Annotated in this window: 28 protein-coding genes and 2 pseudogenes; 26 read left to right on the top strand and 4 right to left on the bottom strand. The window is 41.0% G+C overall.

The features are described 5' to 3' along the window. Positions 1-76 precede the first annotated feature (76 nt). The 8 genes and pseudogenes from I2I13_RS23645 to I2I13_RS23610 all read left to right on the top strand — a co-directional run bounded on the left by I2I13_RS23645 (position 77) and on the right by I2I13_RS23610 (position 5673). Positions 77-745: a hypothetical protein gene (locus I2I13_RS23645; protein ID WP_229128711.1), complete on the top strand. Its 669-nt coding sequence runs from the start codon at positions 77-79 to the stop codon at positions 743-745. Positions 746-747: 2 nt separating this feature from the next. Beyond that, entirely contained in the window at positions 748-1266 is a 519-nt protein-coding gene (locus tag I2I13_RS23640; RefSeq protein WP_195650694.1) for a hypothetical protein, read from the top strand. 2 nt (positions 1267-1268) lie between these two features. Next, positions 1269-1823, top strand: coding sequence for a glycosyltransferase family 4 protein (locus I2I13_RS23635; protein WP_229128710.1), 555 nt, complete (start codon positions 1269-1271; stop codon positions 1821-1823). A gap of 20 nt (positions 1824-1843) precedes the next feature. Beyond that, positions 1844-2578 (top strand): WecB/TagA/CpsF family glycosyltransferase, encoded by a 735-nt coding sequence (locus I2I13_RS23630; protein WP_195650692.1) that lies wholly within the window; start codon positions 1844-1846, stop codon positions 2576-2578. 57 nt (positions 2579-2635) lie between these two features. Further along, positions 2636-3061, top strand: a pseudogene (locus I2I13_RS23625) (GDP-mannose 4,6-dehydratase); the annotation flags it as partial. A 404-nt stretch (positions 3062-3465) separates the two neighbouring features. After that, complete coding sequence (locus I2I13_RS23620; RefSeq protein WP_148366332.1) at positions 3466-3759, top strand: nucleotidyltransferase family protein; 294 nt, start codon at positions 3466-3468, stop codon at positions 3757-3759. Beyond that, positions 3752-3955 (top strand): DUF86 domain-containing protein, encoded by a 204-nt coding sequence (locus I2I13_RS23615; protein WP_229128709.1) that lies wholly within the window; start codon positions 3752-3754, stop codon positions 3953-3955. The genes I2I13_RS23620 and I2I13_RS23615 overlap by 8 nt, the downstream gene beginning before the upstream one ends. 164 nt (positions 3956-4119) lie before the next feature. Next, positions 4120-5673 (top strand): ATP-binding protein, encoded by a 1554-nt coding sequence (locus I2I13_RS23610; protein ID WP_195650689.1) that lies wholly within the window; start codon positions 4120-4122, stop codon positions 5671-5673. Positions 5674-5679: 6 nt separating this feature from the next. Here the strand turns inward: I2I13_RS23610 and I2I13_RS23605 are convergent, their stop codons facing one another. From I2I13_RS23605 to I2I13_RS23595, 3 genes are read right to left on the bottom strand one after another with little or no spacing between them, the layout of a single operon-like run. Further along, positions 5680-5937 (bottom strand): hypothetical protein, encoded by a 258-nt coding sequence (locus I2I13_RS23605; protein WP_004297510.1) that lies wholly within the window; start codon positions 5935-5937, stop codon positions 5680-5682. 3 nt (positions 5938-5940) lie between these two features. After that, entirely contained in the window at positions 5941-6303 is a 363-nt protein-coding gene (locus I2I13_RS23600) for a phage holin family protein (RefSeq protein ID WP_004297511.1), read from the bottom strand. A gap of 32 nt (positions 6304-6335) precedes the next feature. Further along, on the bottom strand, positions 6336-6545 hold the full coding sequence (locus I2I13_RS23595) for a YtxH domain-containing protein (RefSeq protein WP_004297513.1): 210 nt from the start codon (positions 6543-6545) through the stop codon (positions 6336-6338). 200 nt (positions 6546-6745) lie between these two features. Between I2I13_RS23595 and I2I13_RS23590 the strand changes: the two genes are divergently transcribed. The 18 genes from I2I13_RS23590 (at position 6746) to I2I13_RS23505 (ending at position 25257) form a co-directional block, all read left to right on the top strand. Continuing rightward, positions 6746-7516 (top strand): SDR family oxidoreductase, encoded by a 771-nt coding sequence (locus I2I13_RS23590; RefSeq protein ID WP_148366338.1) that lies wholly within the window; start codon positions 6746-6748, stop codon positions 7514-7516. Between the two features lie 115 nt (positions 7517-7631). Continuing rightward, a complete protein-coding gene (locus I2I13_RS23585; RefSeq protein ID WP_004307254.1) occupies positions 7632-8126 on the top strand; it encodes an SPOR domain-containing protein in 495 nt (164 codons plus the stop codon). A gap of 252 nt (positions 8127-8378) precedes the next feature. Continuing rightward, positions 8379-9203, top strand: a complete 825-nt coding sequence (gene cysQ / locus I2I13_RS23580; RefSeq protein ID WP_167511825.1) for a 3'(2'),5'-bisphosphate nucleotidase CysQ — start codon at positions 8379-8381, stop codon at positions 9201-9203. An 11-nt stretch (positions 9204-9214) separates the two neighbouring features. Further along, on the top strand, positions 9215-10768 hold the full coding sequence (locus tag I2I13_RS23575; protein ID WP_195650688.1) for an SLC13 family permease: 1554 nt from the start codon (positions 9215-9217) through the stop codon (positions 10766-10768). A 15-nt stretch (positions 10769-10783) separates the two neighbouring features. After that, complete coding sequence (gene cysC / locus I2I13_RS23570; RefSeq protein WP_004297522.1) at positions 10784-11392, top strand: adenylyl-sulfate kinase; 609 nt, start codon at positions 10784-10786, stop codon at positions 11390-11392. Between the two features lie 7 nt (positions 11393-11399). Then, entirely contained in the window at positions 11400-12308 is a 909-nt protein-coding gene (gene cysD, locus I2I13_RS23565; RefSeq protein ID WP_004297523.1) for a sulfate adenylyltransferase subunit CysD, read from the top strand. Positions 12309-12400: 92 nt separating this feature from the next. Further along, the gene (gene cysN / locus I2I13_RS23560; RefSeq protein ID WP_195650687.1) at positions 12401-13861 is read left to right on the top strand and encodes a sulfate adenylyltransferase subunit CysN; all 1461 of its coding nucleotides are present in this window, start codon (positions 12401-12403) and stop codon (positions 13859-13861) included. An 82-nt stretch (positions 13862-13943) separates the two neighbouring features. Continuing rightward, a complete protein-coding gene (locus I2I13_RS23555; RefSeq protein ID WP_087318915.1) occupies positions 13944-15050 on the top strand; it encodes a sulfotransferase in 1107 nt (368 codons plus the stop codon). 25 nt (positions 15051-15075) lie between these two features. Further along, complete coding sequence (locus I2I13_RS23550; protein ID WP_148366342.1) at positions 15076-16044, top strand: PCMD domain-containing protein; 969 nt, start codon at positions 15076-15078, stop codon at positions 16042-16044. A gap of 317 nt (positions 16045-16361) precedes the next feature. Continuing rightward, positions 16362-17501, top strand: a complete 1140-nt coding sequence (locus I2I13_RS23545) for an OmpA family protein (RefSeq protein WP_167511826.1) — start codon at positions 16362-16364, stop codon at positions 17499-17501. 74 nt (positions 17502-17575) lie between these two features. Further along, a complete protein-coding gene (gene ruvX, locus I2I13_RS23540; RefSeq protein ID WP_004307247.1) occupies positions 17576-17992 on the top strand; it encodes a Holliday junction resolvase RuvX in 417 nt (138 codons plus the stop codon). 45 nt (positions 17993-18037) lie between these two features. Next, the gene (def, locus tag I2I13_RS23535) at positions 18038-18592 is read left to right on the top strand and encodes a peptide deformylase (RefSeq protein WP_074559540.1); all 555 of its coding nucleotides are present in this window, start codon (positions 18038-18040) and stop codon (positions 18590-18592) included. Between the two features lie 76 nt (positions 18593-18668). Continuing rightward, positions 18669-20699, top strand: coding sequence for a tetratricopeptide repeat protein (locus tag I2I13_RS23530; protein ID WP_148366344.1), 2031 nt, complete (start codon positions 18669-18671; stop codon positions 20697-20699). A gap of 82 nt (positions 20700-20781) precedes the next feature. Then, the gene (thrS, locus tag I2I13_RS23525; RefSeq protein ID WP_195650686.1) at positions 20782-22722 is read left to right on the top strand and encodes a threonine--tRNA ligase; all 1941 of its coding nucleotides are present in this window, start codon (positions 20782-20784) and stop codon (positions 22720-22722) included. Positions 22723-22794: 72 nt separating this feature from the next. Next, positions 22795-23406, top strand: coding sequence for a translation initiation factor IF-3 (gene infC, locus I2I13_RS23520; RefSeq protein ID WP_004307244.1), 612 nt, complete (start codon positions 22795-22797; stop codon positions 23404-23406). 69 nt (positions 23407-23475) lie between these two features. Continuing rightward, complete coding sequence (rpmI, locus tag I2I13_RS23515) at positions 23476-23673, top strand: 50S ribosomal protein L35 (protein WP_004297539.1); 198 nt, start codon at positions 23476-23478, stop codon at positions 23671-23673. A 98-nt stretch (positions 23674-23771) separates the two neighbouring features. Then, on the top strand, positions 23772-24122 hold the full coding sequence (gene rplT, locus I2I13_RS23510) for a 50S ribosomal protein L20 (RefSeq protein WP_004297540.1): 351 nt from the start codon (positions 23772-23774) through the stop codon (positions 24120-24122). Between the two features lie 358 nt (positions 24123-24480). After that, positions 24481-25257, top strand: coding sequence for an EFR1 family ferrodoxin (locus I2I13_RS23505; protein ID WP_074559545.1), 777 nt, complete (start codon positions 24481-24483; stop codon positions 25255-25257). Here I2I13_RS23505 and xpt read toward each other — a convergent pair. Then, positions 25244-25732: pseudogene (gene xpt, locus I2I13_RS23500) on the bottom strand (xanthine phosphoribosyltransferase); the annotation flags it as partial. The gene I2I13_RS23505 and the pseudogene xpt overlap by 14 nt on opposite strands. Positions 25733-25808 lie beyond the last annotated feature (76 nt).

The following is a 25808-nucleotide window of genomic DNA, read 5'->3' as shown; positions in this document are numbered from 1 at the left end:
AAGGCTAAAAGCTGGGTGGGATGAAAAATATTTATCAAAACTTTTACAGGATAATGATTTTTAATGCGTCTGCCCTGTGAGTTGCTATAATGCAGGACGCAGTGGTTGTTTTCTTGTGTATCAACGGGCGCAGTTGGACCTAATGTTGGATAGATATACACCGAAGGCGATTGTATTAGAGGTGACACCTTATGACATGGCAGTAGGTGAAGGGGATTATGATCGCTTATCAGGATTGTTGCCTTATCAACATCATGCTTCTTGGCAAGAGGTAATTAGTATGAAGAGTCCTTGGGAAAAGTACAAGTGTTGGTCAGCCATCTATCCTTATAACTCAAAATTCTTCAAAATGGTGAAGAATTTGAAAGATCGCAGAGTTTTTCATACAAATGGTTTTCAGCCTTTATCGGGATTTTTGAAAGAAGAGAAAAAGGAATATACAAATAGTGTGGCAATTGATAACCGTAAGGTGGAAGCAATGGAGTATATTATAGGGGTGTGTAAAACTAAGCAGATAATGCTAATCATGGTGACTTCACCTATGTATGCCGATGTGGTGGAGACGAAGTCATTAGCTATTACTGACTCGCTATGCAAGCGAAATAATATACCTTATTATTCTTTCTTGAATCAAGCTGCTTATGATAATCAGAAATTGTTTCATACCACAGACCATTTAAATTCTACAGGTGCAGATAAATTCAGTCGTGAGATAGCACATCTACTCAAAAATAATTTCAATTAATAATGAAACCGTCTATTCTTTTTATTCTTCACATGCCACCGCCTGTACATGGTGCGGCCATGATGGGGAAATATATTCATGATAGTAAAATGATAAATGAGACTTTCGATTGCCATTATATCAATCTGGCCACAGCCAAGGATATTAAGGATATCGGTAAAGTGGGGTTGAAGAAGCTAATATCGTTTTTGGAAATGCTGAAATCTATACGTAAAATGGTGAAACAGATGAAAACACAGTTGGTATATGTTACGCCAAATTCACACGGAATTGCACTCTATAAAGAGTTTGTTATTGTACAAATGTTGAAGGGGATGGGGTGTAAGGTGGTGATCCATTTTCATAATCAGGGAGTAAGGACATTTCAAGACCACTGGCCTAATAAGTGGATATATCCACGACTTTTTAAAGGGGTGAAGGTGATATTACTATCCGAAGCACTCTACGAGGATGTGAAGAAATATGTGGATAGGCAGAATGTACTGATTTGTCCGAATGGTATTCCTGACATAAACGAATGAGAATGGATAGCAGGTTTAATATTTTCTTTCTCTCGAATATGATGTTGGAGAAAGGAGTGTGGACGCTACTAGATGCGTGCCATATCTTGAAAGATAGAGGATATGACTTTGTGTGCAATTTCGTAGGAAAATGGAGTGATATTGGCGAGGAGGAGTTTGCTGCCTATTTGCAGAAGTATAGATTAGAGGATGTAGTGGTAGCACATGGTGCGAAGTATGGCAATGATAAGGAGATGTATTGGATGCAGGCAGACCTTTTTATACTTCCTACTTACAATGAGTGTTTCCCTTTGGTTTTGCTTGAAGCAATGCAACATGGTGTGGCTTGCATTGCTAGTCATGAAGGGGGAATAGTGGATATTATTGATGAAGGTGAGACAGGATATATTGTTCCCATGAAGGATGCATTGGCTTTGGCCGAGAAGGTGGCTTATTGTATGGAACATCGTGATCTGTGTCGTGAGATGGGGCGCAAAGGTAGGATGAAATTTGAATGTGAGTTCACGCTGCAACGTTTTGAAGAACGTATGTGTGACATTCTTAAGAAATTGGTATAATATTTAGAGTAGATATTCATATGATCAAGTTGAAAGAACTTCCTATTGTAGAGAACGTAGACCAATTAAAAACATTGCCGCAGGGTAAACTCCTAATAAATACCATAAATGCGCACTCATACAACATTGCACTAAAGGATTCGCTTTTTGCCGAGGCGCTAATAAAAGGAGATGTGCTTATCCCTGACGGAGCAAGTATTGTAAAAGTTTGTAAATGGTTAAAGATGCAAAGTCAACCACGGGAACGAATAGCCGGTTGGGATCTCTTTGTTTTTGAAATGAATCACCTTAATGAGAAAGGCGGGCGATGTATGTTTATGGGTAGTTCGGAGAAAGTGTTGGCATTGATAAAACAACGTGCAGCAGTAGACTATCCGAACCTGGAAGTAGTGACTTATTCACCTCCCTATAAGCCGGAATTTTCACAGGAAGATAATGCTGCTATTGTGGCAGCTATCAATGAGGCAAATCCAGATTTGTTGTGGATTGGCATGACTGCTCCCAAGCAGGAAAAATGGATTTATAGTAATTGGCAAAAACTGAATATCCATTGCCATGTGGGCACTATAGGGGCAGTGTTCGACTTCTTTGCAGGTACAACTGAACGGGCTCCGTTATGGTGGCAGCAACATTCGTTGGAATGGCTTTACCGACTGATAAAAGAGCCTAAAAGAATGTGGCGTAGATATCTGGTGGGTAATGTGTTGTTTTTATGGAATATATGTAAAGAAAAATATGGTTATATAATGGGGTGAGAGGTATGGTTTTAGCCAGTAATGGTATTATTTATTGCTGATTTTTAATTATCGAATATGGACTTTCAAAGAAATATTATTATTACTGGTGGTGCCGGATTTATTGGTAGCCATGTGGTGCGTTTATTTGTGAACAAGTATCCCGATTACCATATTATTAACCTGGATAAATTGACTTATGCGGGGAATTTGACTAACCTGAAAGATATAGAGAATAAACCAAACTACACTTTTGTAAAAGCGGATATTTGTGACTTTGAGATGATGCTGAAAATTTTCAAGCAATATCATGTAGATGGAGTCATTCATTTAGCTGCCGAAAGTCACATGGACCGTAGTATCAGAGATCCGTTTACTTTTGCTCGTACGAATATTCTTTGAACTTCAAAGAGACCAGAGTCGTTCTACTCGGCTTCGAAAGCAGGTAGTGATCATTTTGTACGCGCTTTTCACGATACTTATAGTGTGCCGACTATTGTGACTGGATAATCAAGAACGGATGGATACTATCGCCAGTGGTGCTTACGAGAGCTATTACGAAGGTATATACAAGTCTAAATAGCATATAATAATAACGAAATATGTAGGTCCCTAACTTCATGCTACACACATGAATCCCCTACATTCTGCAGGTTGGGAAAAAATACAGCGGTATATTCCTGATCTGTCCCCTCATATTGGCAAATGCTGATATGTATTCTAAATATATCAACTGTCTGTGAAGATCGTTGATATATTACTTTTTAATAGCATGTTTATTGATTAAAGATAATATTCAGATTTCTAGTTTTGTATAATAGAAAGAATTAGAATGTTTTTTATTGATTATCTATTGTGTTTTTGAAAGAAAATGCATTTCTTTGTAGTATAGATAAAAACAATTTATTATGTTGACTACTGTAGAATATTTATCTTTGCTTCGTGAGTATATGCGAAAGAATGCTGCTAAATATGGTATTTCTCGCATGGGGATATTTGGCTCCGTTGCTCGTGGTGAACAACATGAAGGTAGTGATGTCGATATTTGTGTTGAAATTGATAGACCTTCTATCTTTACTTTAGTTCATATTAAAGAAGAATTGGAAAAACTATTGAAATGTCCAGTTGATGTGGTTCGGTTGCGAAATAATATGGATGAATTATTGAGGGGGTGTATCAATAAAGATGGAATTTATGTGTAAAAGTCAGATAATAGAATCATTGTATCCAGAGATGGATTGGAAAGGTGTAATGGGAATGAGGGATATAGTTGCACACCATTATGATTTAGATGCTGAAATTGTTTATGACGTGATAAAACATGATTTGCCGAAGTTAAAAGATGTGCTACAACAAATCATAGACGATTTGAAAGTATCCAATCAAGCGATTGACTAAATGATTTTTTATTTCAAATTTCTAAAATATGTCCGTACCTTCTGCATCTGAATATAATTCACCCCAAAGTTTCTTCTATCATAGAATTAAAATCACTGCTAGCTTTGTGTTATAGAATGAAAGCTGTATATTTGTATGCACCATAATTAAAAGGTTGTACATGTATGAGCAATAAAATATATCCTATTGGTATCCAGAACTTCGAGAAAATCCGTCAAGACGGTTATTTCTATGTTGATAAAACGGCCTTGATGTATCAGATGGTAAAGACCGGGAGTTATTACTTTTTGAGTCGTCCGCGCCGTTTTGGAAAGAGTCTGCTGATCTCTACCCTGGAAGCATATTTTCAAGGGAAGAAGGAACTATTTGCTGGACTGATGGTGGAGAAGCTCGAAAAAGATTGGATAGAACATCCAATTTTGCATCTCGACCTTAATATTGAGAAGTATGATGTTCCGGAGAGTCTGGATAATATTCTGGATAAATCGTTGACCGCTTGGGAAAAACTTTATGGTGCCGAACCATCGGAACGTTCGTTCTCTCTACGCTTTGCCGGTATTATAGAGCGCGCTTATGAAAAGACTGGACAACGGGTAGTTATTCTGGTGGATGAATATGACAAGCCGATGTTGCAGGCAATTGGCAATGAGGACTTACAGAAGCAATTTCGGGATACATTGAAGCCTTTCTACGGGGCTTTGAAGACGATGGACGGCTGCATCAAATTTGCGTTGTTGACCGGGGTGACAAAATTTGGCAAGGTAAGCGTATTCAGTGACTTGAATAATTTGAAGGATATTTCAATGGATGAACGCTTTGTGGATATTTGCGGTATCACGGAGAAAGAAATACATGACAATCTGGAGGAGGAATTGCATCAGTTGGCAGAAAAGCAGAAGATGAGTTATGAGCAGGTGTGCGCAGAATTGAAAGAATGTTATGATGGTTACCACTTTGTGGAACATACTATAGGAATCTATAACCCTTTCAGTCTGTTGAACACGTTTGATAAGATGAAGTTCGGCAGCTACTGGTTTGAGACGGGGACACCCACTTATCTGGTGAACTTGTTGAAGAAGCATCACTATGATTTGGAACGGATGGCTCATGAGGAGACAGACGAACAGGTGCTGAACAGCATTGACTCGGAATCTAGTAATCCCCTTCCAGTGATTTATCAGAGCGGATATCTCACCATTAAGGGGTATGACGAACGTTTTGGTATATATCGTTTAGGTTTTCCGAATCGTGAAGTGGAAGAGGGGTTTGTTCGTTTCCTGCTTCCTTATTATGCGAACGTGAATAAAGTGGAGTCTCCGTTTGAAATTCAGAAGTTTGTCCGTGAAGTTGAATCTGGTGATTATAACTCTTTCTTCCGTCGTTTGCAAAGTTTCTTTGCAGATACAGGCTATGACGTGATTCGCGAGCAGGAGTTGCACTACGAAAATGTGCTTTTTATCGTTTTCAAACTCGTGGGCTTTTATACCAAAGTGGAATATCATACAAGCGAAGGACGCATTGATCTTGTTTTGCAGACGGACAAATTCATATATGTCATGGAATTTAAACTGAATGGCACGGCAGAAGAAGCTTTGAAGCAGATTAACGAGAAACATTATTCACTTCCTTTTGAAGCGGATAATCGTAAGCTTTTTAAAGTGGGTGTGAACTTTAGTTCGCAAACAAGAAATATAGAAAAATGGATAGTGGAAGAGTAGCTCTTTTTATCTCAAATTCCTAAAATACGCCCGTATCTTCCGCATAATCTTGATTCCCATCACTACGCCATCAAATACAGCCATACCGGTATTGAACGAACGCATGAGTGCATCCGCCTTGTTGGTTGCCGGAGCAAGTGGGGCAAATATTTCGCGTGTAGTAGCTGTCATGGCTTTTTTTTGAGCATGGATCTCATTTAAAAGCTTCTTTTTACGTTCGGCAATCTCTTCTAATGTAAATTTCTGCGGGGTCTGCGCATTCATAATTTATTTATTTGAATCGGTTAAAAATAAATTAGCGAGGAAGTTCACCATCGGAGAAATGATGAGCTGCTTGCGGAAAATAATAACCAGGGCGATGAGAACAACATTGATGCCTGCTATGATGGCGAAACTCGACATCAGACCGCCCACCAAAGGCTCCAATATATAAGCAAGAGCAAAAAGCAGATAAAACAGGGCAACCATGCCAAGGATAATAAGTACTAATATCATAATTAACGTGGAAAAAAGTATGGTTAACTTCTCCGTCAATTCTAATTTGGTATATTCTTTTTGAAGCTCCAGATATTTCTTGAACTCGAAAAACAACTGCTGAAAATTCTCAATACTTTTATCGTCTGCAAACATGGTCGCTCTGTTTTTAGTCTTTGGTTACTTACTTATTCTGCTATTTCTCCCTTCATCTCGGCAGCGATCTCGTCAACGAGAGTTTCCATTTCACTGCGGTTAAGCTTGATTCCTTTTTTACGAAGAATCTCTGCGATTTTATGACGGGTATCTTCTCCCTTTTCAGGAGCAAATAAAATACCAAGGGCTGCACCTACGGCTGCACCACCCAAAAAAGCTGCTAAAACATTCAATCCTTTCATAATGTATAATGTTTAAAATGATTATGATACAACAAATATAACATTTTTATCGAAAGGTTGTTCGTGAAAACTGAAAAAAAGTGCCTCGTTTTATAATTCTTTTTTTCTTTTATGGTTTAATCTTATTTAACTGACTTTCGTAGCTATCCTTTGAAGGTTAAGGCGTACTTTTGCTTTCGAATATTGTAAATCAAAACATAATGGAAGCTAAGATTGTTTTTATAACCGGTGCCAGTAGCGGAATTGGTGAAGGTTGTGCCCGTAAATTTGCGAAGGAGGGATGGAACCTGATTCTGAATGCCCGTACCGTATCGAAACTGGAAGAACTGAAAGCTGAACTGGAAGGGGGGTATGGTGTCCGGGTTTATTTATTGCCTTTTGATGTGCGCGACCGGAAATTGGCTGCCGCCTCTTTGGAATCATTGCCCGAAGAATGGAAGGCGATTGATGTGTTGGTGAACAACGCCGGACTGGTGATCGGTGTGGATAAGGAATTCGAGGGTAGCCTGGATGAATGGGATATCATGATCGATACGAATATAAGGGGACTGCTGGCTATGACGCGTTTGGTGGTGCCCGGTATGGTGGAACGCGGACGCGGACATATTATTAATATAGGATCTATTGCGGGGGATGCCGCTTATCCGGGTGGAAGTGTGTATTGCGCAACGAAAGCTGCCGTGAAAGCTCTTTCGGACGGGCTCCGGATCGATCTGGTGGACACTCCGTTGAGAGTGACGAATATAAAACCGGGAATGGTGGAGACAAACTTTACAGTGGTGCGTTATCGGGGAGATAAGGAGGCTGCCGATAATTTTTATAAAGGGATTCGTCCGTTGACGGGAGATGATATTGCAGAAACTGTTTATTTTGCCGCGTCGGCTCCTGCACATATTCAGATTGCGGAGGTACTTTTGATGCCTACTTATCAGGCTACAGGCACTATTTCGTATAAGAAGAAGCCGGAATAGACGTTTTTTTGATGGATTTCTTTGCCGGATGATAAAATTTCTATTATTTTGTTGCCCGAAACTAAATATAATAGACGAGAATATTGAATTATTAATTAAAACAGAGTATAGGATTATGAAAAAATTAGTCGTATTAGGAATGGGAGTATGCTTGGTGCTGGCATTTGCATCTTGTAAATCCAGCGAAAGTGCCTATAAGAAAGCTTACGAAAAAGCAAAACAGCAAGAATTGGCAGAACCGCAGGTGGAAGCTCCGGTAGAGGTTACTCCGGTGGTTGCAGCTCCTGTGACAACTACTAAAGTGGCAGATACATCCGGCGTTCGTCAGGAAAAGGTTACAGTGGTTTCCGGTAACGAAGGATTGAAAGATTATAGCGTTGTAGCAGGTAGCTTTGGTGTGAAAGCGAATGCTGAAGGCCTGAAAGATTGGTTGGACGGACAGGGATATCACTCTACGATTGCATTTAATGCTGATAAGGCAATGTATCGTGTGATTGTGAACTCTTTTGCTGACAAGGCTGCTGCTGCTGAAGCTCGCGATGCATTCAAGGCTAAATATCCGAACCGTTCGGATTTCCAGGGTGCTTGGTTGCTGTATCGTGTATATTGATTTCTTTTTGGTAATATATATTGGAAAGAACGAACGTTTTTTTCCGAATAAGAAGGCGGTAACTGGGAAGTTACTGCTTTTTTATTGAAAATGAGTGGCTTTTTCGTTTAGATATTTTTATCTTTCTACTAAAAGAAGTTATAAATGATAGTGGGGAAACTTTTATAGCAAAGAAAGTTTTTACTTTTGTCAACTCTTAATTTGGAGGATGTATTGCCTGAATGTGAATAGGGCATTAATTTTAGAGATTGAATGGAACAAAAATATGTTATGGCTGCTATTGATGCGGCTCTAAAAGCGGGTGAAAAGATTCTTTCTATTTATAATGATCCGGCATCGGACTTTGAGATAGAGAGGAAGGCTGACAACTCTCCGTTAACTATAGCAGACAGAAAAGCGCATGAAGCGATTGTGGCTATTCTGAACGATACTCCTTTTCCTGTTCTTAGTGAAGAAGGGAAGCATTTAGGGTATGAGATCCGTCGAGGATGGGATACTTTATGGATTGTAGATCCGCTGGATGGAACGAAGGAGTTTATTAAGCGCAATGGAGAGTTTACGGTAAATATCGCTTTGGTGCAGAACGCTGTACCTGTGTTCGGTGTTATTTATGTGCCTGTTAAAAAAGAACTTTATTTCGGGATCGAAGGTGCAGGGGCTTATAAATGTTCCGGTATTGTCAGTCTGGAAGATGACGGCGTGGCATTGGAACAGCTGATTGGGAAGTCGGAACAGATACCTTTGAAGGAGGTGCACGATCATTTGATCGTGGTTGCTTCCCGTTCGCACCTGTCGCCTGAAACTGAATCATATATTGCAGATTTGAAGAAGAAACACGGCAGTGTGGAGTTGATTTCGAGCGGAAGTTCTATTAAAATCTGTCTGGTTGCTGAAGGTAAGGCTGATGTATATCCGCGTTTCGCTCCGACGATGGAGTGGGATACGGCTGCCGGGCATGCGATAGCCCGTGCTGCAGGGATGGAAGTATATCAGGCTGGAGAGGAAGAACCTCTACGATATAATAAGGAGGATTTATTGAATCCGTGGTTTATCGTTGAGCCAAAAAGAGAACACTAAATAATGTTTATATGACATTTGAAATTGTATTTGTACTATTATCCCTATTAGGAATGGTAGCGGCTTTGGTAGCAGATAAGATGCGTCCGGGCATGATACTTTTTTCGGTAGTGGTTTTGTTTCTGTGTGCCGGCATCCTGACTCCTAAAGAGATGCTGGAAGGGTTTAGTAATAAAGGGATGATTACCGTTGCTCTGCTGTTTCTGGTGAGTGAGGGGATTCGCCAGTCGGGCACATTGGGACAAGTGATTAAAAAGTTGCTTCCGCAAGGAAAGACGACCGTATTTAAGGCACAGTTGCGTATCTTACCTTCGGTGGCATTTATTTCCGCCTTTCTGAATAATACGCCTGTGGTGGTTATTTTTGCCCCGATTATCAAACATTGGGCTAAGTCGGTGAATCTCCCGGCTACGAAGTTTCTGATTCCTCTTTCTTATGTGACTATTTTGGGAGGTATCTGTACCTTGATCGGTACTTCTACCAATCTGGTGGTGCATGGAATGATATTGGAGGCCGGATTTGAAGGCTTTTCGATGTTCGAACTCGGAAAGGTGGGCATTTTTATCGCTATTGCCGGAATCGTTTATATATTTCTTTTCTCCAAACGTCTTTTGCCGGATGCACGTCCGGATACGGCTGTGCCGGATGAGGAAGTAGAGGAAGGGGAGAAGTTACATCGGGTAGAGGCTGTTTTGGGGGCCCGTTTTCCCGGTATCAATAAGAAACTGAAGGATTTTAATTTCCAGCGTCATTACGGTGCGGAGGTAAAAGAGATTAAAACACGTAACGGACAGCGTTTTGTGTCGAATCTGGAGGAGGTGGTGCTTCACGAAGGAGATACATTGGTTGTGATGGCTGATGATACGTTTATCCCGACATGGGGGGAATCTTCTGTATTTGTCTTGTTGACGAACGGGAATGAGCCGGATACTACCGGGAAGAAGAAGCGTTGGTTTGCTTTGCTGTTGCTGGTTCTGATGATTGTCGGCGCAACGGTGGGTGAGCTTCCGGTAACTAAGGAGATGTTTCCGGATATCAAGCTGGATATGTTTTTCTTTGTGTCTATTACTACTATTATTATGGCATGGACGAATCTGTTCCCTGCCCGTAAATATACTAAATATATTTCGTGGGATATTCTGATTACTATTGCTTGTGCTTTTGCCATCAGTAAGGCGATGGTGAACTCCGGTGTGGCGGATAGCGTTGCGAAGTTTATTATCGGGTTGAGCGATGATTATGGCCCGCATGTGTTGCTCGCAATGTTGTTTATCATTACGAATTTGTTTACGGAACTGATAACGAATAATGCAGCTGCTGCCTTGGCTTTCCCGTTGGCATTGTCGATTGCTGCCCAATTGGGAGTCAGTCCTACACCTTTCTTTGTGGTGATCTGTATGGCTGCATCTGCCAGCTTCTCGACACCGATTGGTTATCAGACTAATTTGATTGTGCAAGGTATCGGTAACTATAAGTTTACGGATTTTGTACGTATCGGATTGCCGCTTAATATCATTACTTTCTTAATCTCTATTATTCTGATCCCGTTGATCTGGAACTTTTAATAAATAAATTTGTAAATGGAAGAAAAGAATCATATATATCCGATATTTGACCGCATGATGACGCGGCAGGACAAAGAAGAGCTTTTGGGGCAACACAGTGTGATGATCTGGTTTACCGGATTAAGCGGTTCCGGAAAGAGCACGATTGCCATTGCATTGGAACGTGAACTTCATAAGCGCGGATTGCTTTGCCGTATCTTGGATGGGGATAATATCCGTAGTGGAATTAATAATAACCTGGGATTCTCCGAAACGGACCGGGTGGAAAATATCCGTCGCATAGCGGAAGTGTCGAAGTTGTTTCTGGATAGCGGTATCATTACGATTGCTGCATTTATCAGCCCTAATAATGATATTCGCGAAATGGCTGCAAACATTATTGGTAAGGATGATTTTCTGGAGGTTTTCGTTAGTACTCCGCTGGAGGAATGTGAGAAACGTGATGTGAAAGGGTTGTATGCGAAGGCACGGAAAGGGGAAATTCAGAATTTTACAGGAATCTCCGCACCTTTCGAGGTTCCCGAACATCCGGCTTTGTCACTGGATACTTCCAAATTGACTTTGGAGGAGTCGGTGAACCGTTTGTTGGAGCTTGTTTTGCCAAAAGTGAAGTGTATAAAATGAAATAAATATGGAAGAATATAAATTAAGCCACTTGAAGGAGCTCGAAGCCGAGTCTATTCATATTATCCGCGAGGTGGCGGCGGAATTTGAGAATCCGGTGATGCTTTACAGTATCGGAAAGGATTCCTCGGTGATGGTACGCTTGGCTGAAAAAGCGTTTTATCCGGGTAAAGTGCCATTCCCGTTGATGCATATCGATTCGAAATGGAAGTTCAAGGAGATGATTCAGTTTCGTGATGAATATGCGAAGAAGTATGGATGGAATCTGATCGTTGAAAGTAATATGGAGGCTTTTCATGCAGGGGTAGGACCTTTTACGCATGGAAGTAAGGTGCATACGGACTTGATGAAGACACAGGCTTTGCTTCATGCGCTGGATAAGTATAAGTTTGATGCTGCATTTGGTGGTGCACGTCGTGACGAGGAGAAGTCACGTGCGAAGGAACGTATTTTCTCTTTCCGGGATAAGTTTCACCAATGGGACCCGAAAAATCAGCGTCCTGAATTGTGGGATATTTATAATGCCCGCGTGCATAAGGGGGAAAGTATCCGTGTATTCCCGATTAGCAACTGGACTGAGTTGGATATTTGGCAGTATATCCGTTTGGAGAATATTCCGATCGTTCCGCTATATTATGCTAAGGAGCGTCCGGTGATTAATTTGGATGGTAATATTATTATGGCGGATGATGACCGTTTGCCTGAAAAGTACCGTGACCAGATTGAAATGAAGATGGTTCGTTTTCGTACATTGGGCTGCTGGCCTCTGACAGGGGCGGTGGAAAGTGGAGCTGCTACGATTGAAGAGATTGTGGAGGAAATGATGACTACAACGAAGAGTGAACGTACTACCCGTGTGATTGACTTTGACCAGGAGGGTAGCATGGAACAAAAGAAACGTGAAGGATACTTTTAGGAAATTGAGAATTGAGAATTAAAAATTAAAAAATAATAGTGTGTAGTTTTTAATTCTCAATTTTCAATACTCAATTTTTAATTTAAGAAGTAATGGCAGATAATAAATTAGATATAAAAGCTTTTCTGGACAAGGATGAACAGAAAGACTTGTTGAGACTGTTGACTGCGGGTTCGGTAGATGATGGAAAATCAACGTTGATCGGACGCTTGTTGTTTGATAGTAAGAAACTGTACGAGGATCAGTTGGATGCGCTGGAGCGTGATAGCAAACGGGTGGGAAATGCAGGTGAGCATATTGACTATGCGTTATTGCTCGATGGATTGAAGGCTGAACGTGAACAGGGGATTACGATTGACGTGGCTTATCGCTATTTCTCAACGAATGGCCGTAAGTTTATCATCGCGGATACTCCGGGACACGAGCAATATACCCGCAATATGATTACCGGAGGATCTACGGCTAACTTGGCTATTATTCTGGTGGATGCCCGTACCGGAGTGATAACCCAGACTCGTCGCCACACTTTCCTGGTATCTTTGCTGGGAATCAAGCATGTGGTATTGGCTGTCAATAAGATGGACCTGGTGGATTTCTCGGAAGAGCGTTTTAACGAGATTGTGGCTGACTATAAGAAGTTTGTTGCTCCATTAGGTATTCCTGACGTCAACTGCATTCCACTTTCTGCATTGGATGGGGATAATGTGGTGGATAAATCTGAACGTACTCCATGGTACAAGGGGATTTCTTTGCTCGATTTCCTTGAAACGGTTCAGATTGATAATGACCATAATTTTACGGATTTCCGTTTCCCGGTTCAGTATGTGCTTCGTCCGAATCTGGATTTCAGAGGATTCTGTGGTAAAATTGCATCCGGTATCGTTCGCAAGGGGGATACGGTGATGGCACTTCCTTCCGGAAAAACGTCTAAGGTGAAGAGTATCGTGACTTATGACGGGGAATTGGATTACGCTTTCCCACCGCAGTCTGTGACTTTGACTTTGGAGGATGAGATCGACGTGTCGCGCGGCGAAATGTTGGTGCATCCTGATAATCTGCCGACGGTGGATCGTAACTTTGATGCTATGATGGTCTGGATGGATGAAGAACCGATGGATGTAAATAAGTCGTTCTTTATCAAACAGACTACCAATTTGAGCCGTACGCGAATTGATACGATAAAATATAAGGTGGACGTGAATACCATGGAGCATCTGTCTCTGGAGAATGGTCAGCTGACTAAAGAAACGCTGCCTTTGCAGTTGAATCAGATTGCCCGTGTGGTGCTGACTACGGCTAAGGAATTGTTTTTTGATCCTTATAAGAAGAATAAATCTTGTGGCTCATTTATCCTGATTGACCCGATCACTAATAATACTTCGGCAGTAGGTATGATTATCGACCGTGTGGAAATGAAAGATATGAGTGACACGGAGGGTATTCCGGTATTGGATATGGCAAAACTGGGAATTGCTCCGGAACATTACGAAGCGGTAGAAAAAGCTGTGAAGGAACTGGAACGCCAGGGTCTTGCAGTGCGACTAATAAAATAGATTGTTCAACAATAAATTGAAAACTGAAAATGACAGTATCCTGTCGTCTTTAATTTTTGATTTTTAATTTCTAATTAATAAAGTGGGATTACTCGAATTTAATAAACTTCCGATTAATACATTGGTAGGTGCCGACTGGAAGACGTTCAAGGCTATCACCGCCGGTCGTGAAATTGACGCAGCCTACAAAGGTAAATACCGATTGACGAAGGCTGTGTGCCGATTGCTTTCTCCATTGGCGTCATTACAAGACAGGCGTTACGAGAAGTTGCTGGCTGATCAGCCATTGGAGCATGATCCGGTGTTCATTTTGGGACACTGGCGGAGTGGAACTACATTTGTACATAATGTGTTCTCTTGTGACAAGCATTTTGGGTATAACACTACTTATCAGACTGTATTTCCTCATCTGATGATGTGGGGACAGCCTTTCTTCAAAAAGAATATGAGTTGGCTGATGCCGGATAAGCGTCCGACGGATAATATGGAGCTGGCAGTGGATCTTCCCCAGGAGGAGGAGTTTGCTTTGTCGAACATGATGCCTTATACATATTATAATTTCTGGTTTTTGCCGAAATATCAACAGGAATATGCTGATAAATATCTTTTATTTGATGATATAACGGACGCTGAATTGAGAGTGTTTGAAGAGGTGTTTACGAAGTTGATTAAGATCTCTTTGTGGAATACCCATGGTACTCAATTCCTTAGCAAGAATCCTCCGCATACCGGTAGGGTGAAGGAACTGGTGAAAATGTTCCCGAATGCTAAGTTTATCTACCTGATGCGTAATCCGTATACTGTATTCGAATCTACACGCAGTTTCTTTACAAATACGATTCAGCCGCTGAAATTGCAGGATGTCAGCAATGAACAATTAGAGGAAAATATCCTTTCTATTTATGCCAAGCTTTATCATAAGTATGAATCGGATAAGAAATTTATTCCGGAAGGTAACTTGATGGAAGTGAAGTTTGAAGATTTCGAAGCGGATGCGATGGGAATGACGGAGAATATTTATCAGTCTCTTTCTATCCCCGGATTTGCCGAAGCACGTAGTGATATAGAAAAATATGTGGGCGGAAAGAAGGGATATAAGAAGAATAAGTATAAATATGACGACCGTACGATTCGTTTGGTAGAAGAGAACTGGGATTTTGCTTTGAAACAATGGGATTATAATTTATAAGAAGAAAAAGAAAGGAAAAGTATTGATGATTCAGAAAAACGTTCATCGCCTGTTGATGACAGGTTTCGTTGCATTTATTTCTTCCTTGTCTTTGATGGCGCAACATAAAGTTGAAATGCTTCCTTTTGGGGACATGGATCAATGGGTGGACCGTCAGATAAAGGAGTCGAGCATTATTGGTGGAAATACAAAGAATGTATATGCGATAGGGCCGACGACGGTGATTAAGGGAGATCAGGTTTATAAGAATATGGGCGGATCGCCTTGGGGCACTTCAAATGTAATGGCGAAGGTTGCCGGTATAACGAAAACTAATACTTCGGTATTCCCGGAGAAACGGGGGGATGGATATTGTGCACGTTTGGATACGCGCATGGAAAGTGTGAAAGTGATGGGATTGGTTAATATCACAGTACTGGCGGCCGGTTCTATTTTCACTGGTTCGGTGCATGAGCCGATTAAGGGTACTAAAAATCCGCAGAAAATGTTGCAGACCGGCATTCCGTTTACAAAGAAACCGGTTGCCCTTCAGTTTGATTACAAAGTGAAGATGTCTGACCGGGAGAATCGTATTCGTGCTACCGGTTTCAGCAAGATTACGGATGTTCCCGGAAAAGATTATCCGGCAGCTATCCTGTTTTTGCAAAAACGCTGGGAGGATGCCAATGGTAATGTGTATGCGAAACGGATAGGGACAATGGTGACTTATTACTATCATTCTACGGATTGGAAAAATAATGCAACCTATGAGATTATGTATGGTGACATAACGAACCGTCCGGAATATAAGTCTCATATGATGCGTCTGCAAGTGACCGAAAACTATACGGTGAACAGCAAAGGTGAAAGTGTGCCTATTCATGAGGTGGCCTGGGGAGATGAAAATGATGTTCCGACTCATATGTGTCTTCAGTTCACGTCCAGTCATGGAGGAGCCTATATTGGTTCTCCGGGAAATACGCTATGGATTGACAATGTGAAACTGGTATATTAATAAGGTATATAGTTGAAGAATGGAAATAGTCAGTGATATAATTTATCATTGACTATTTTTTTTTGTTTTAATTCTTCTATAATAAATGCCTTCAGATGCCTCCTGGTGTTATATGACACTTTTATCGTTCTATAAAAAACTATGGATGAATGAAAATTTACGTGTTTTTTTGTTTGTGTTATATTAAATATCTATATTTGCACTAAATTTAGAAAGAAGGATGATGTTTATTGTCTCTTAGTCAGGTGTAGAGCATTTGGGTTGTGCTTCTATCCTGTAAGACAATTGAAATATATTATTTACTAAAATAAATTGAGATGAAAAAGGGTTTATTGTTTATTTTATTGGCAGCAGTCTCTGTATGTCTGCCTGCACAAGAAAAAGAAAATGCAGCAAAGAGTTATAGAGTGGAAACGAATCGCTTTGGTGCTAACTGGTTTATTAGTGGTGGCGTTGGCGCACAAATGTATTTTGGCGACAATGATGGTAAAGCTGACTTCGGAAAACGTCTTGCTCCGGCACTTGACATTGCTGTAGGTAAGTGGTTTACTCCGGGTATCGGATTACGTGTTGCTTATAACGGTCTTCAGGCTAAAGGTGCTACTCCTGATGCTAATGGTCCGCTTGTAGACGGAGGACAGTATTCTAATGGCTATTACAAAGAAAAATGGAATGTGATGAACTTCCATGGAGATGTAATGCTGAATCTTTCCAATATGATTTGTGGTTATAGAGAAGATCGTCTGTATTCATTCATTCCTTATGTAGGAGCTGGATTCGTTCATTCAGGAAAAGGTTCGGGTTATGACGAATTGGGTATCAATGCCGGTTTGATCAACCGTTTCCGTCTGTCTTCTGCTTTGGATCTCAACGTTGAATTGCGCGGACTTTTGATGAAAGGCGCATTCGGCAATTCAGGTCCTGAAGGATTGGCCGGTCTGACTGTAGGTGTTACTTACAAGTTTAAGAAACGTGGTTGGGATGCTGTTCCTACTGTACCAATGGTTCCGGAAAGCCAGTTGAACGACATGAGAGACAGAGTGAACGCCCTGAAGGGTGAAAACGAATCTTTGAAACGTGACTTGGTTGAAGCTCGTAACAAGAAACCGGAAGTGATCGTTAAGAAAGAAGCTGGATTCGTTCCACGTCTGGTTGTTGTATTCAATATCGGAAAGAGCAACATCAGCAAGAGAGAATACATGAATATCGAAGCTATGGCTAAGGGTATCAAAGCAACTGATAAAGTATTTACTGTAACAGGATATGCTGATAAGGGTACTGGTTCTGCTGAATACAACATGAAGTTGAGTAAGAAGAGAGCTGAAGCTGTTCGTGACCTGATGGTTAATGAATTTGGTGTTCCTGCTTCTCAATTGAAGGTTGATTACAAGGGTGGCGTAGGCAACATGTTCTATGATGATGCTAAGTTGAGCCGTGTAGCTATTGTTGAAGAATAATATACATTTGAAATAATAGAATAAAAGAGACGTTTCCTTTCATGGGAAGCGTCTTTTTTGTATTTTTGTACCCCATGAGCAGAATAGTAGCAATAGATTATGGAAGAAAGCGTACCGGAATAGCTGTGAGCGATACAATGCAGTTGATCGCAAACGGATTGACAACGGTGCCCACGCATGAACTTCTGAACTTTATCGGTGAATATATAGCTAAAGAACCGGTGGAGCGGATTATTATTGGATTGCCCAAGCAAATGAATAATGAGGTTTCGGAGAATATGAAGAATATAGAACCTTTTGTTCGTTCGCTGAAAAAACGCTATCCGGACCTTCCGGTCGAATATGTGGACGAACGCTTCACTTCTGTTCTTGCACACCGTACCATGCTGGAGGCCGGCTTGAAGAAAAAGGACCGGCAAAATAAAGCATTGGTGGACGAGATAAGTGCTACTATTATTTTGCAAACATATTTGGAGAGTAAACGTTTTTAGTATAGAACATAAGAATAACTTAATTTTTTAGTAGAGTATAAAAATATGATTTTACCTATTTATGTATATGGTCAACCTGTATTGAGAAAGGTTGCAGAGGACATAACACCGGATTATCCGAATCTGAAAGAGTTGATTGAGAACATGTTCGAAACAATGGTACATGCGGACGGCGTAGGATTGGCTGCTCCACAGATCGGTTTGCCTATTCGCGTGGTCACGATTACATTGGATCCGCTTTCGGAGGAATATCCTGAATTTAAAGACTTCAATAAGGCTTATATCAATCCCCACATATTGGAAGTTGGGGGGGAAGAAGTGAATATGGAAGAGGGATGCTTAAGCCTTCCCGGTATTCATGAAACAGTGAAAAGAGGTAATAAAATTCGCGTGAAATATATGGACGAGAATTTTGTGGAGCATGAGGAAGAGGTGGAAGGTTATCTGGCTCGGGTGATGCAACATGAGTTCGATCATTTGGATGGTAAGATGTTCATCGACCATATCTCACCGCTTCGTAAGCAGATGATTAAAGGAAAGCTGAATACGATGTTGAAGGGAAAAGCGCGCAGTTCATATAAGATGAAACAGGTGAAATAAAGATAAAAAACGTTTATATCCCTGTTAAGTAAGCGAAAAGCATTATTTTTGCTTCGTTTACAAGCATAAAATATCAATGGTAAAAAGAATCTTAACAGTTTTATTACTGTTCCCAACGCTGGTGTGTGCTCAAATAAATACGGATCGGGTGATGACTATTGCCCGAAATGCTCTTTATTTTGAGGACTATGTGCTTTCTATTCAGTACTTTAACCAGGTCATTAACGCTAAGCCTTATCTGTATGAACCTTATTTCTTCAGGGCATTGGCCAAACTGAATCTGGAGGATTTTCAGGGTGCTGAAGCGGACTGTGATGCAGCTATCCAACGCAATCCGTTTGTGGTAGGTGCTTATCAGATTCGTGGTTTGGCAAGGATTCGTCAGAGTAAATTTGATGGGGCGATTGAGGATTATAAGAAAGCATTGCATTATGATCCGGAGAATATTACCTTATGGCATAACCTGACATTATCTCATATCCAGAAGAAGGATTATAATTCTGCGAAAGAGGATTTGGAAAGCTTGTTGAAGGTGTCTCCACGCTATACCCGTGCTTATTTGATGAGGGGGGAAGTGTCTTTGCAACAGAAAGATACAATTGCTGCCTTGAATGACTTCAATAAGGCGCTTGAACTGGATAAATATGATCCGGATGCTTGGGCTGCAAGAGCGATTGTTAAATTACAGCAGGCTAAGTATGCGGAAGCAGAAGCGGATTTCAACCGTGCTATTCCGTTGAGTGCTAAGAATGCAGGAAATTATATAAACCGTGCATTGGCACGCTTTCATCAGAATAATTTAAGAGGGGCCATGAGCGATTATGATCTGGCATTGGATATTGACCCGAATAACTTTATCGGTCATTATAACCGCGGATTGTTACGTGCACAGGTAGGAGATGATAACCGGGCTATCGAAGACTTCGACTTTGTCATCAAGATGGAACCGGATAATATGATGGCTGTCTTTAACCGTGGTTTGCTTCGTGCGCAAACGGGTGATTATCGCGGAGCTATACAAGATTACACCACCGTTATCAATCAGTATCCGAACTTCTTGGCCGGATATTATCAGCGTTCGGAAGCTCGCAGAAAGATTGGAGATAAGAAGGGTGCGGAGCAGGACGAGTTTAAGGTCATGAAGGCGCAGATCGACAAGCAGAATGGTGTGACGAATAAAGATGTAGCGCAGAACAAGGATAAGGAAAATGAGGAGGAAGGCGGAGAGAAGACCCGTAAGAAATCCGATAAGAATATGAATAACTATCGTAAGATAGTGATTGCGGATGATTCTGAAGCCGAACAACGCTATACAAGTGATTATCGTGGTCGTGTGCAGGATAAGAACGTAAATATAACGCTGGAACCGATGTTCGCTTTGACTTATTATGAGAAGATGAGTGACGTGAAGCGTTCGGTGAACTTCCACAAATATATTGAAGACATGAACCGTACAGGTATACTTCCGAAACGTCTTCGTATCACAAATATGGAAGCTCCGTTGACGGAAGAACAGGTGAAAGTTCATTTTGCCTTGATTGATACGCATACATCGGCGATTGTGGAAGATGATAAGAATGCTTCGAAACGTTTTGCCCGTGCGATTGATTTTTATCTGGTGCAGGATTTCTCGAGTGCGGTTTCCGATTTGACCCAGACGATCTTGCTGGATGGTGATTTCTTCCCGGCATATTTTATGCGTGCACTGATCCGTTGTAAACAGTTGGAATATCAGAAGGCTGAACAAGCTGTCGAAACAGATGTTGTTCCGGGTGATAATAAGCGTAAAGAGATTACTGCGGTAGATTATGAAGTGGTCAGAAAAGACTTGGATAAGGTGATTAATCTGGCTCCGGACTTTGTATACGCATATTATAATCGTGCTAATGTTTCTGCCATGTTGAAAGATTACCGTGCCGCAATTATCGACTACGATAAGGCGATTGAGCTGAATCCTGATTTTGCGGATGCTTATTTCAACCGTGGACTGACTCATATTTTCTTAGGAAATAATAAGCTGGGTATTTCAGATTTGAGTAAAGCCGGTGAGTTGGGGATTGTTTCCGCTTATAATGTTATCAAACGTTTTACGGATCAATCGGAATAACATTTTTTTGATAAAAAACAGAAAACTCAAAAGATTTAGTTACTTTTGCGTTCAAATTATGAAAATATAACATCATCATATTATGATAAAGATAACATTTCCCGATGGCTCCGTTCGTGAGTATAACGAAGGAGTGAACGGTTTACAGATTGCTGAAAGTATCAGCTCGCGTCTGGCACAGGAAGTGCTGGCATGTGGCGTGAACGGCGAGACTTATGATTTAGGACGTCCTATTAATGAAGATGCTAATTTTGTTCTTTATAAATGGGATGATGAAGAAGGTAAGCATGCATTCTGGCATACAAGTGCACACTTGTTGGCGGAAGCTTTGCAGGAACTTTATCCGGGTATCCAGTTTGGTATCGGACCGGCTATTGAAAACGGATTCTACTATGATGTGGATCCGGGTGAGGCGGTAATAAAAGAAAGTGACCTTCCTGCCATTGAAGCTAAAATGTTGGAACTGGCTGCAAAGAAAGAAGACGTAGTCAGAAAAAGCATCGCAAAAACGGATGCTCTGAAAATGTTTGGTGATCGTGGCGAAACATATAAATGTGAATTGATTTCCGAACTGGAAGACGGACACATTACGACTTATACACAGGGTGCGTTTACTGACCTTTGCCGTGGTCCTCACTTGATGACGACTGCTCCGATCAAGGCTATTAAATTAACTTCTGTGGCTGGTGCTTACTGGCGTGGTCATGAAGACCGTAAGATGTTGACACGTATTTATGGTATCACGTTCCCGAAGAAGAAAATGCTGGATGAGTATCTGGTGTTGTTGGAAGAGGCGAAGAAGCGTGATCATCGTAAGATCGGTAAGGAGATGCAGTTGTTTATGTTCTCCGAAACTGTAGGTAAGGGGCTTCCTATGTGGTTGCCGAAAGGTACTGCATTGCGTTTGCGTCTGCAGGAGTTCTTGCGTCGTATCCAGACACGTTACGATTATCAGGAGGTGATTACTCCGCCAATCGGTAATAAGTTGCTGTATGTGACTTCGGGCCACTATGCAAAATATGGCAAGGATGCCTTCCAACCTATCCATACTCCGGAAGAGGGGGAAGAGTATTTCTTGAAACCAATGAACTGTCCTCACCACTGTGAGATTTACAAGAACTTCCCACGTTCTTATAAAGACCTTCCGTTGCGTATAGCTGAATTTGGTACGGTTTGTCGTTATGAACAAAGTGGAGAGTTACATGGTTTAACTCGTGTTCGTAGCTTTACGCAGGATGATGCGCATATCTTCTGTCGTCCGGAGCAGGTGAAAGATGAGTTCCTTCGTGTGATGGATATTATATCTATTGTGTTCCGTTCTATGGATTTCCAGAATTTTGAAGCACAGATATCTTTGCGTGATAAGGTGAACCGTGAAAAGTATATTGGTAGCGATGATAACTGGGAAAAAGCGGAACAGGCTATTATCGAGGCTTGTGCGGAGAAGGGCTTGCCTGCTAAGATTGAGTATGGAGAAGCTGCTTTTTATGGTCCTAAGCTCGACTTTATGGTGAAAGACGCTATTGGTCGTCGTTGGCAGCTGGGTACAATTCAGGTTGACTACAACTTGCCGGAACGCTTTGAACTTGAGTATATGGGCTCTGATAATCAGAAGCACCGTCCGGTGATGATTCACCGCGCTCCGTTCGGATCAATGGAACGTTTTGTTGCCGTATTGATTGAGCACACTGCCGGTAGATTCCCATTGTGGCTGACACCGGAACAGGTAGTTATTCTGCCGATCAGTGAGAAGTTCAATGAATATGCAGAGCAGGTGAAGATGTATCTGAAAATACACGAAATCCGTGCGATTGTAGATGATCGTAACGAGAAGATCGGTCGTAAGATTCGTGATAATGAAATGAAACGCATTCCTTATATGCTGATTGTCGGTGAAAAAGAAGCTGAAAATGGTGAAGTTTCTGTTCGTAGACAAGGCGAAGGTGACAAAGGAACCATGAAATTTGAAGAATTTGCTAAAATTTTGAACGAAGAAGTTCAGAATATGATAAATAAATGGTAACTTTGCAGCCGTTTCAGAATAAAATATTTAGTATAACAATAAAAAGATCAAACCAGGAAGTAAACGTTTTTAATGAAGAATGACACTCTAAAAGGGCAATACAGAATCAATGAACAGATTCGTGCCAAGGAAGTTCGCATAGTAAGCGATGATATTGAACCGAAAGTATATCCAATCTTTCAGGCTCTGAAAATGGCTGAAGAAAAAGAATTGGATTTAGTGGAAATTTCTCCTAATGCTCAACCCCCTGTTTGTCGTATTATTGATTATTCTAAATTTCTTTATCAATTAAAGAAACGTCAGAAGGAACAGAAAGCGAAGCAGGTGAAGGTTAATGTGAAGGAGATTCGTTTTGGTCCCCAGACAGATGACCATGATTACAACTTTAAGTTGAAGCATGCTAAAGGATTCTTGGAAGACGGTGATAAGGTGAAGGCTTATGTATTCTTTAAAGGTCGTTCTATCCTTTTTAAGGAACAAGGTGAAGTATTGTTGCTTCGTTTTGCGAATGATTTGGAAGACTATGCTAAAGTAGATCAGATGCCGATACTGGAAGGTAAGCGTATGACTATACAGCTTTCTCCGAAGAAGAAAGAAGCTCCTAAAAAGCCTGCAACAGCCGGAGCACCGAAACCTGCTGCTCCTGCACAAAAAGCAGAGAAGCCGGAAACGAGCGAAGAATAAGAAAAGGATGCGTAACGCGCAGGTATAGTGCGTTGCCATTATATATTTAATAATTTAAAAACAAGTAAGATGCCAAAGATGAAGACTAACTCCGGTTCTAAAAAAAGGTTTACCCTTACCGGAACAGGTAAAATCAAAAGAAAGCACGCTTTTCACAGTCACATTTTGACTAAGAAATCCAAGAAGAGAAAAAGAAATCTGTGCTACTCTACAACTGTTGATACAACAAATGTAAGCCAGGTTAAGGAACTCTTAGCAATGAAGTAATCAAAAGCGTAAAAGTATTATTAAAGTATTAACCGAATGCATTAGCCTGAAGTTCGCTGCGTGAAGTAGCGGCGCTAACATTCAAAAAAAGTAAAACTATGCCAAGATCAGTAAATCATGTTGCTTCAAAAGCAAGAAGAAAGAAAATTTTGAAATTGACCAGAGGTTACTTTGGTGCAAGAAAGAATGTATGGACCGTAGCTAAAAACACTTGGGAAAAGGGTTTGACTTACGCGTTCCGTGACCGTAGAAATAAGAAAAGAAACTTCCGCGCTCTTTGGATACAACGTATCAACGCTGCTGCACGTCTTGAAGGAATGTCTTATTCTAAATTGATGGGCGGTCTGCACAAAGCCGGTATTGAAATAAACCGTAAGGTTTTGGCTGATTTAGCTATGAATCACCCGGAAGCTTTCAAAGCTGTAGTTGCTAAGGCTAAAGCTGCTTAAGCATCAATAGTTTACGAGTTACAAAGTGTCAGTTACTAAGCCAGTAACTGACACTTTTCTTTTGTTAGGCGGATAAAAGGGAGTGAAAAAAATGTTAGTAGGTAAACAAATTCCTTTTTTTTCTTGTTAGTCTCATAGATTCTTATTACATTTGTGATACAAAAATATTAGCCGTATCGACTGGATCGGGAAACTCTTCAAATTAATCTGATGCACCGAGAAAGCTTCGTTCTTCAATGGCGGGCCACATCCTTCGGGACAGCTTTAAGCCGGTGGATTACAAAGAGGGCGAGCGCTCAAATCTTGTTCTATCAGAGTTTCATCACATCGTCGATGCGGCTTTTTTATATACTTTTCTATGATATTTTATTTCTCCGGTACAGGTAATTCTAAGTGGATTGCAAATCAGCTTTCCAAAGAGCAAAAAGAAGAGTTGGTTTTTATTCCCGATGCGCTAAAGAATGGAGCATTGGAGTTTAGTTTGCAGGCAGATGAAAAGATCGGCTTTGTATTTCCTATCTATTCGTGGGGACCTCCTGAAATTGTATTGAACTTTGTTCGACAACTTTCTTTAAAGGGATATAAAGGACAATATTTGTTTTTTGTTTGTTCCTGTGGTGATGATACCGGGCTTACCCAGCAAGTGCTGGCGAAGGCATTGAAGAATAAAGGTTGGGAATGTCACGCTGGTTTTTCGGTGACTATGCCTAATAATTATGTCTTGCTTCCCGGTTTTGACGTGGATAATAAAGAGTTGGAAGAGAAAAAACTAGCGGAGGCTGTTTCGACTGTCAGTAAAATAAATGCTTTGATAAGTAAGAGGGAAGAGATGTTTCTCTGTCATGAAGGGAGTATGCCTTTTATCAAGACGAGGATTATAAATCCGTTGTTTAATCGTTTTCAGATGTCTCCCAAGCATTTTTATGCTACCGATGCTTGTATTGGGTGCAAGCGTTGTGAGAAGATTTGTCCGGTGGAGAATGTTAAAGTTGTGGACGGAAGGCCTGTTTGGGGAATGGATTGCACCTCATGCCTGGCATGTTATCATGTTTGTCCGCAGCATGCGGTGCAATATGGAAAAAGGACGAAAGATAAGGGGCAGTATTTCAACCCCAATCAATCTACTCGTCTTTGATTTTAATACAGCAGTTGGATAAGTCTTCAATGATGGCCAGACTTTCTACTCTGACACCTTGTTCCTCGAGCATTTTACGGCCATTCTGAAAGGCTTTTTCAATAATGAAGCCCATTCCTACCAGATTTGCTCCGGATTGCTTGATGAGGTCGATAATGCCCAATGCGGCATTACCATATGCGAGAAAGTCATCCACGAAAAGAACATTGTCGTTCGGGGTGAGAAAATCTGCACTGATAACGACTTCATAATCACGGTCTTTGGTGAATGAGTGCACGGTGGTGCTTAGTGCATTCTGGATGGTTTTAGGAGACTTTTTCTTTGCAAATACAACTGGTAAATCCATCAGGTAGCCTGTCATGATAGCAGGGGCGATGCCGCTGGCTTCGATCGTCATAATCTTATTTACGTTTGTGGCTGCAAAACGGCGGACAAACTCAACTCCGATTGATTTCATCAGGACAGGGTCCATTTGTAAGCACTCACTGTATGGCTCTTGTCCCAACCTCTAATCTCTTTTACCTTTGTGTCGAACTTAAAAATCGACAACA

The sequence above is a fragment of the Bacteroides sp. D55t1_190419_B8 genome (assembly GCF_015558905.1).
Classification (GTDB): Bacteria; Bacteroidota; Bacteroidia; order Bacteroidales; family Bacteroidaceae; genus Bacteroides; species Bacteroides vicugnae.
The sequence above is the reverse complement of the archived record's forward strand: the minus strand, read 5'-3'. Positions and strand labels throughout refer to the sequence as shown.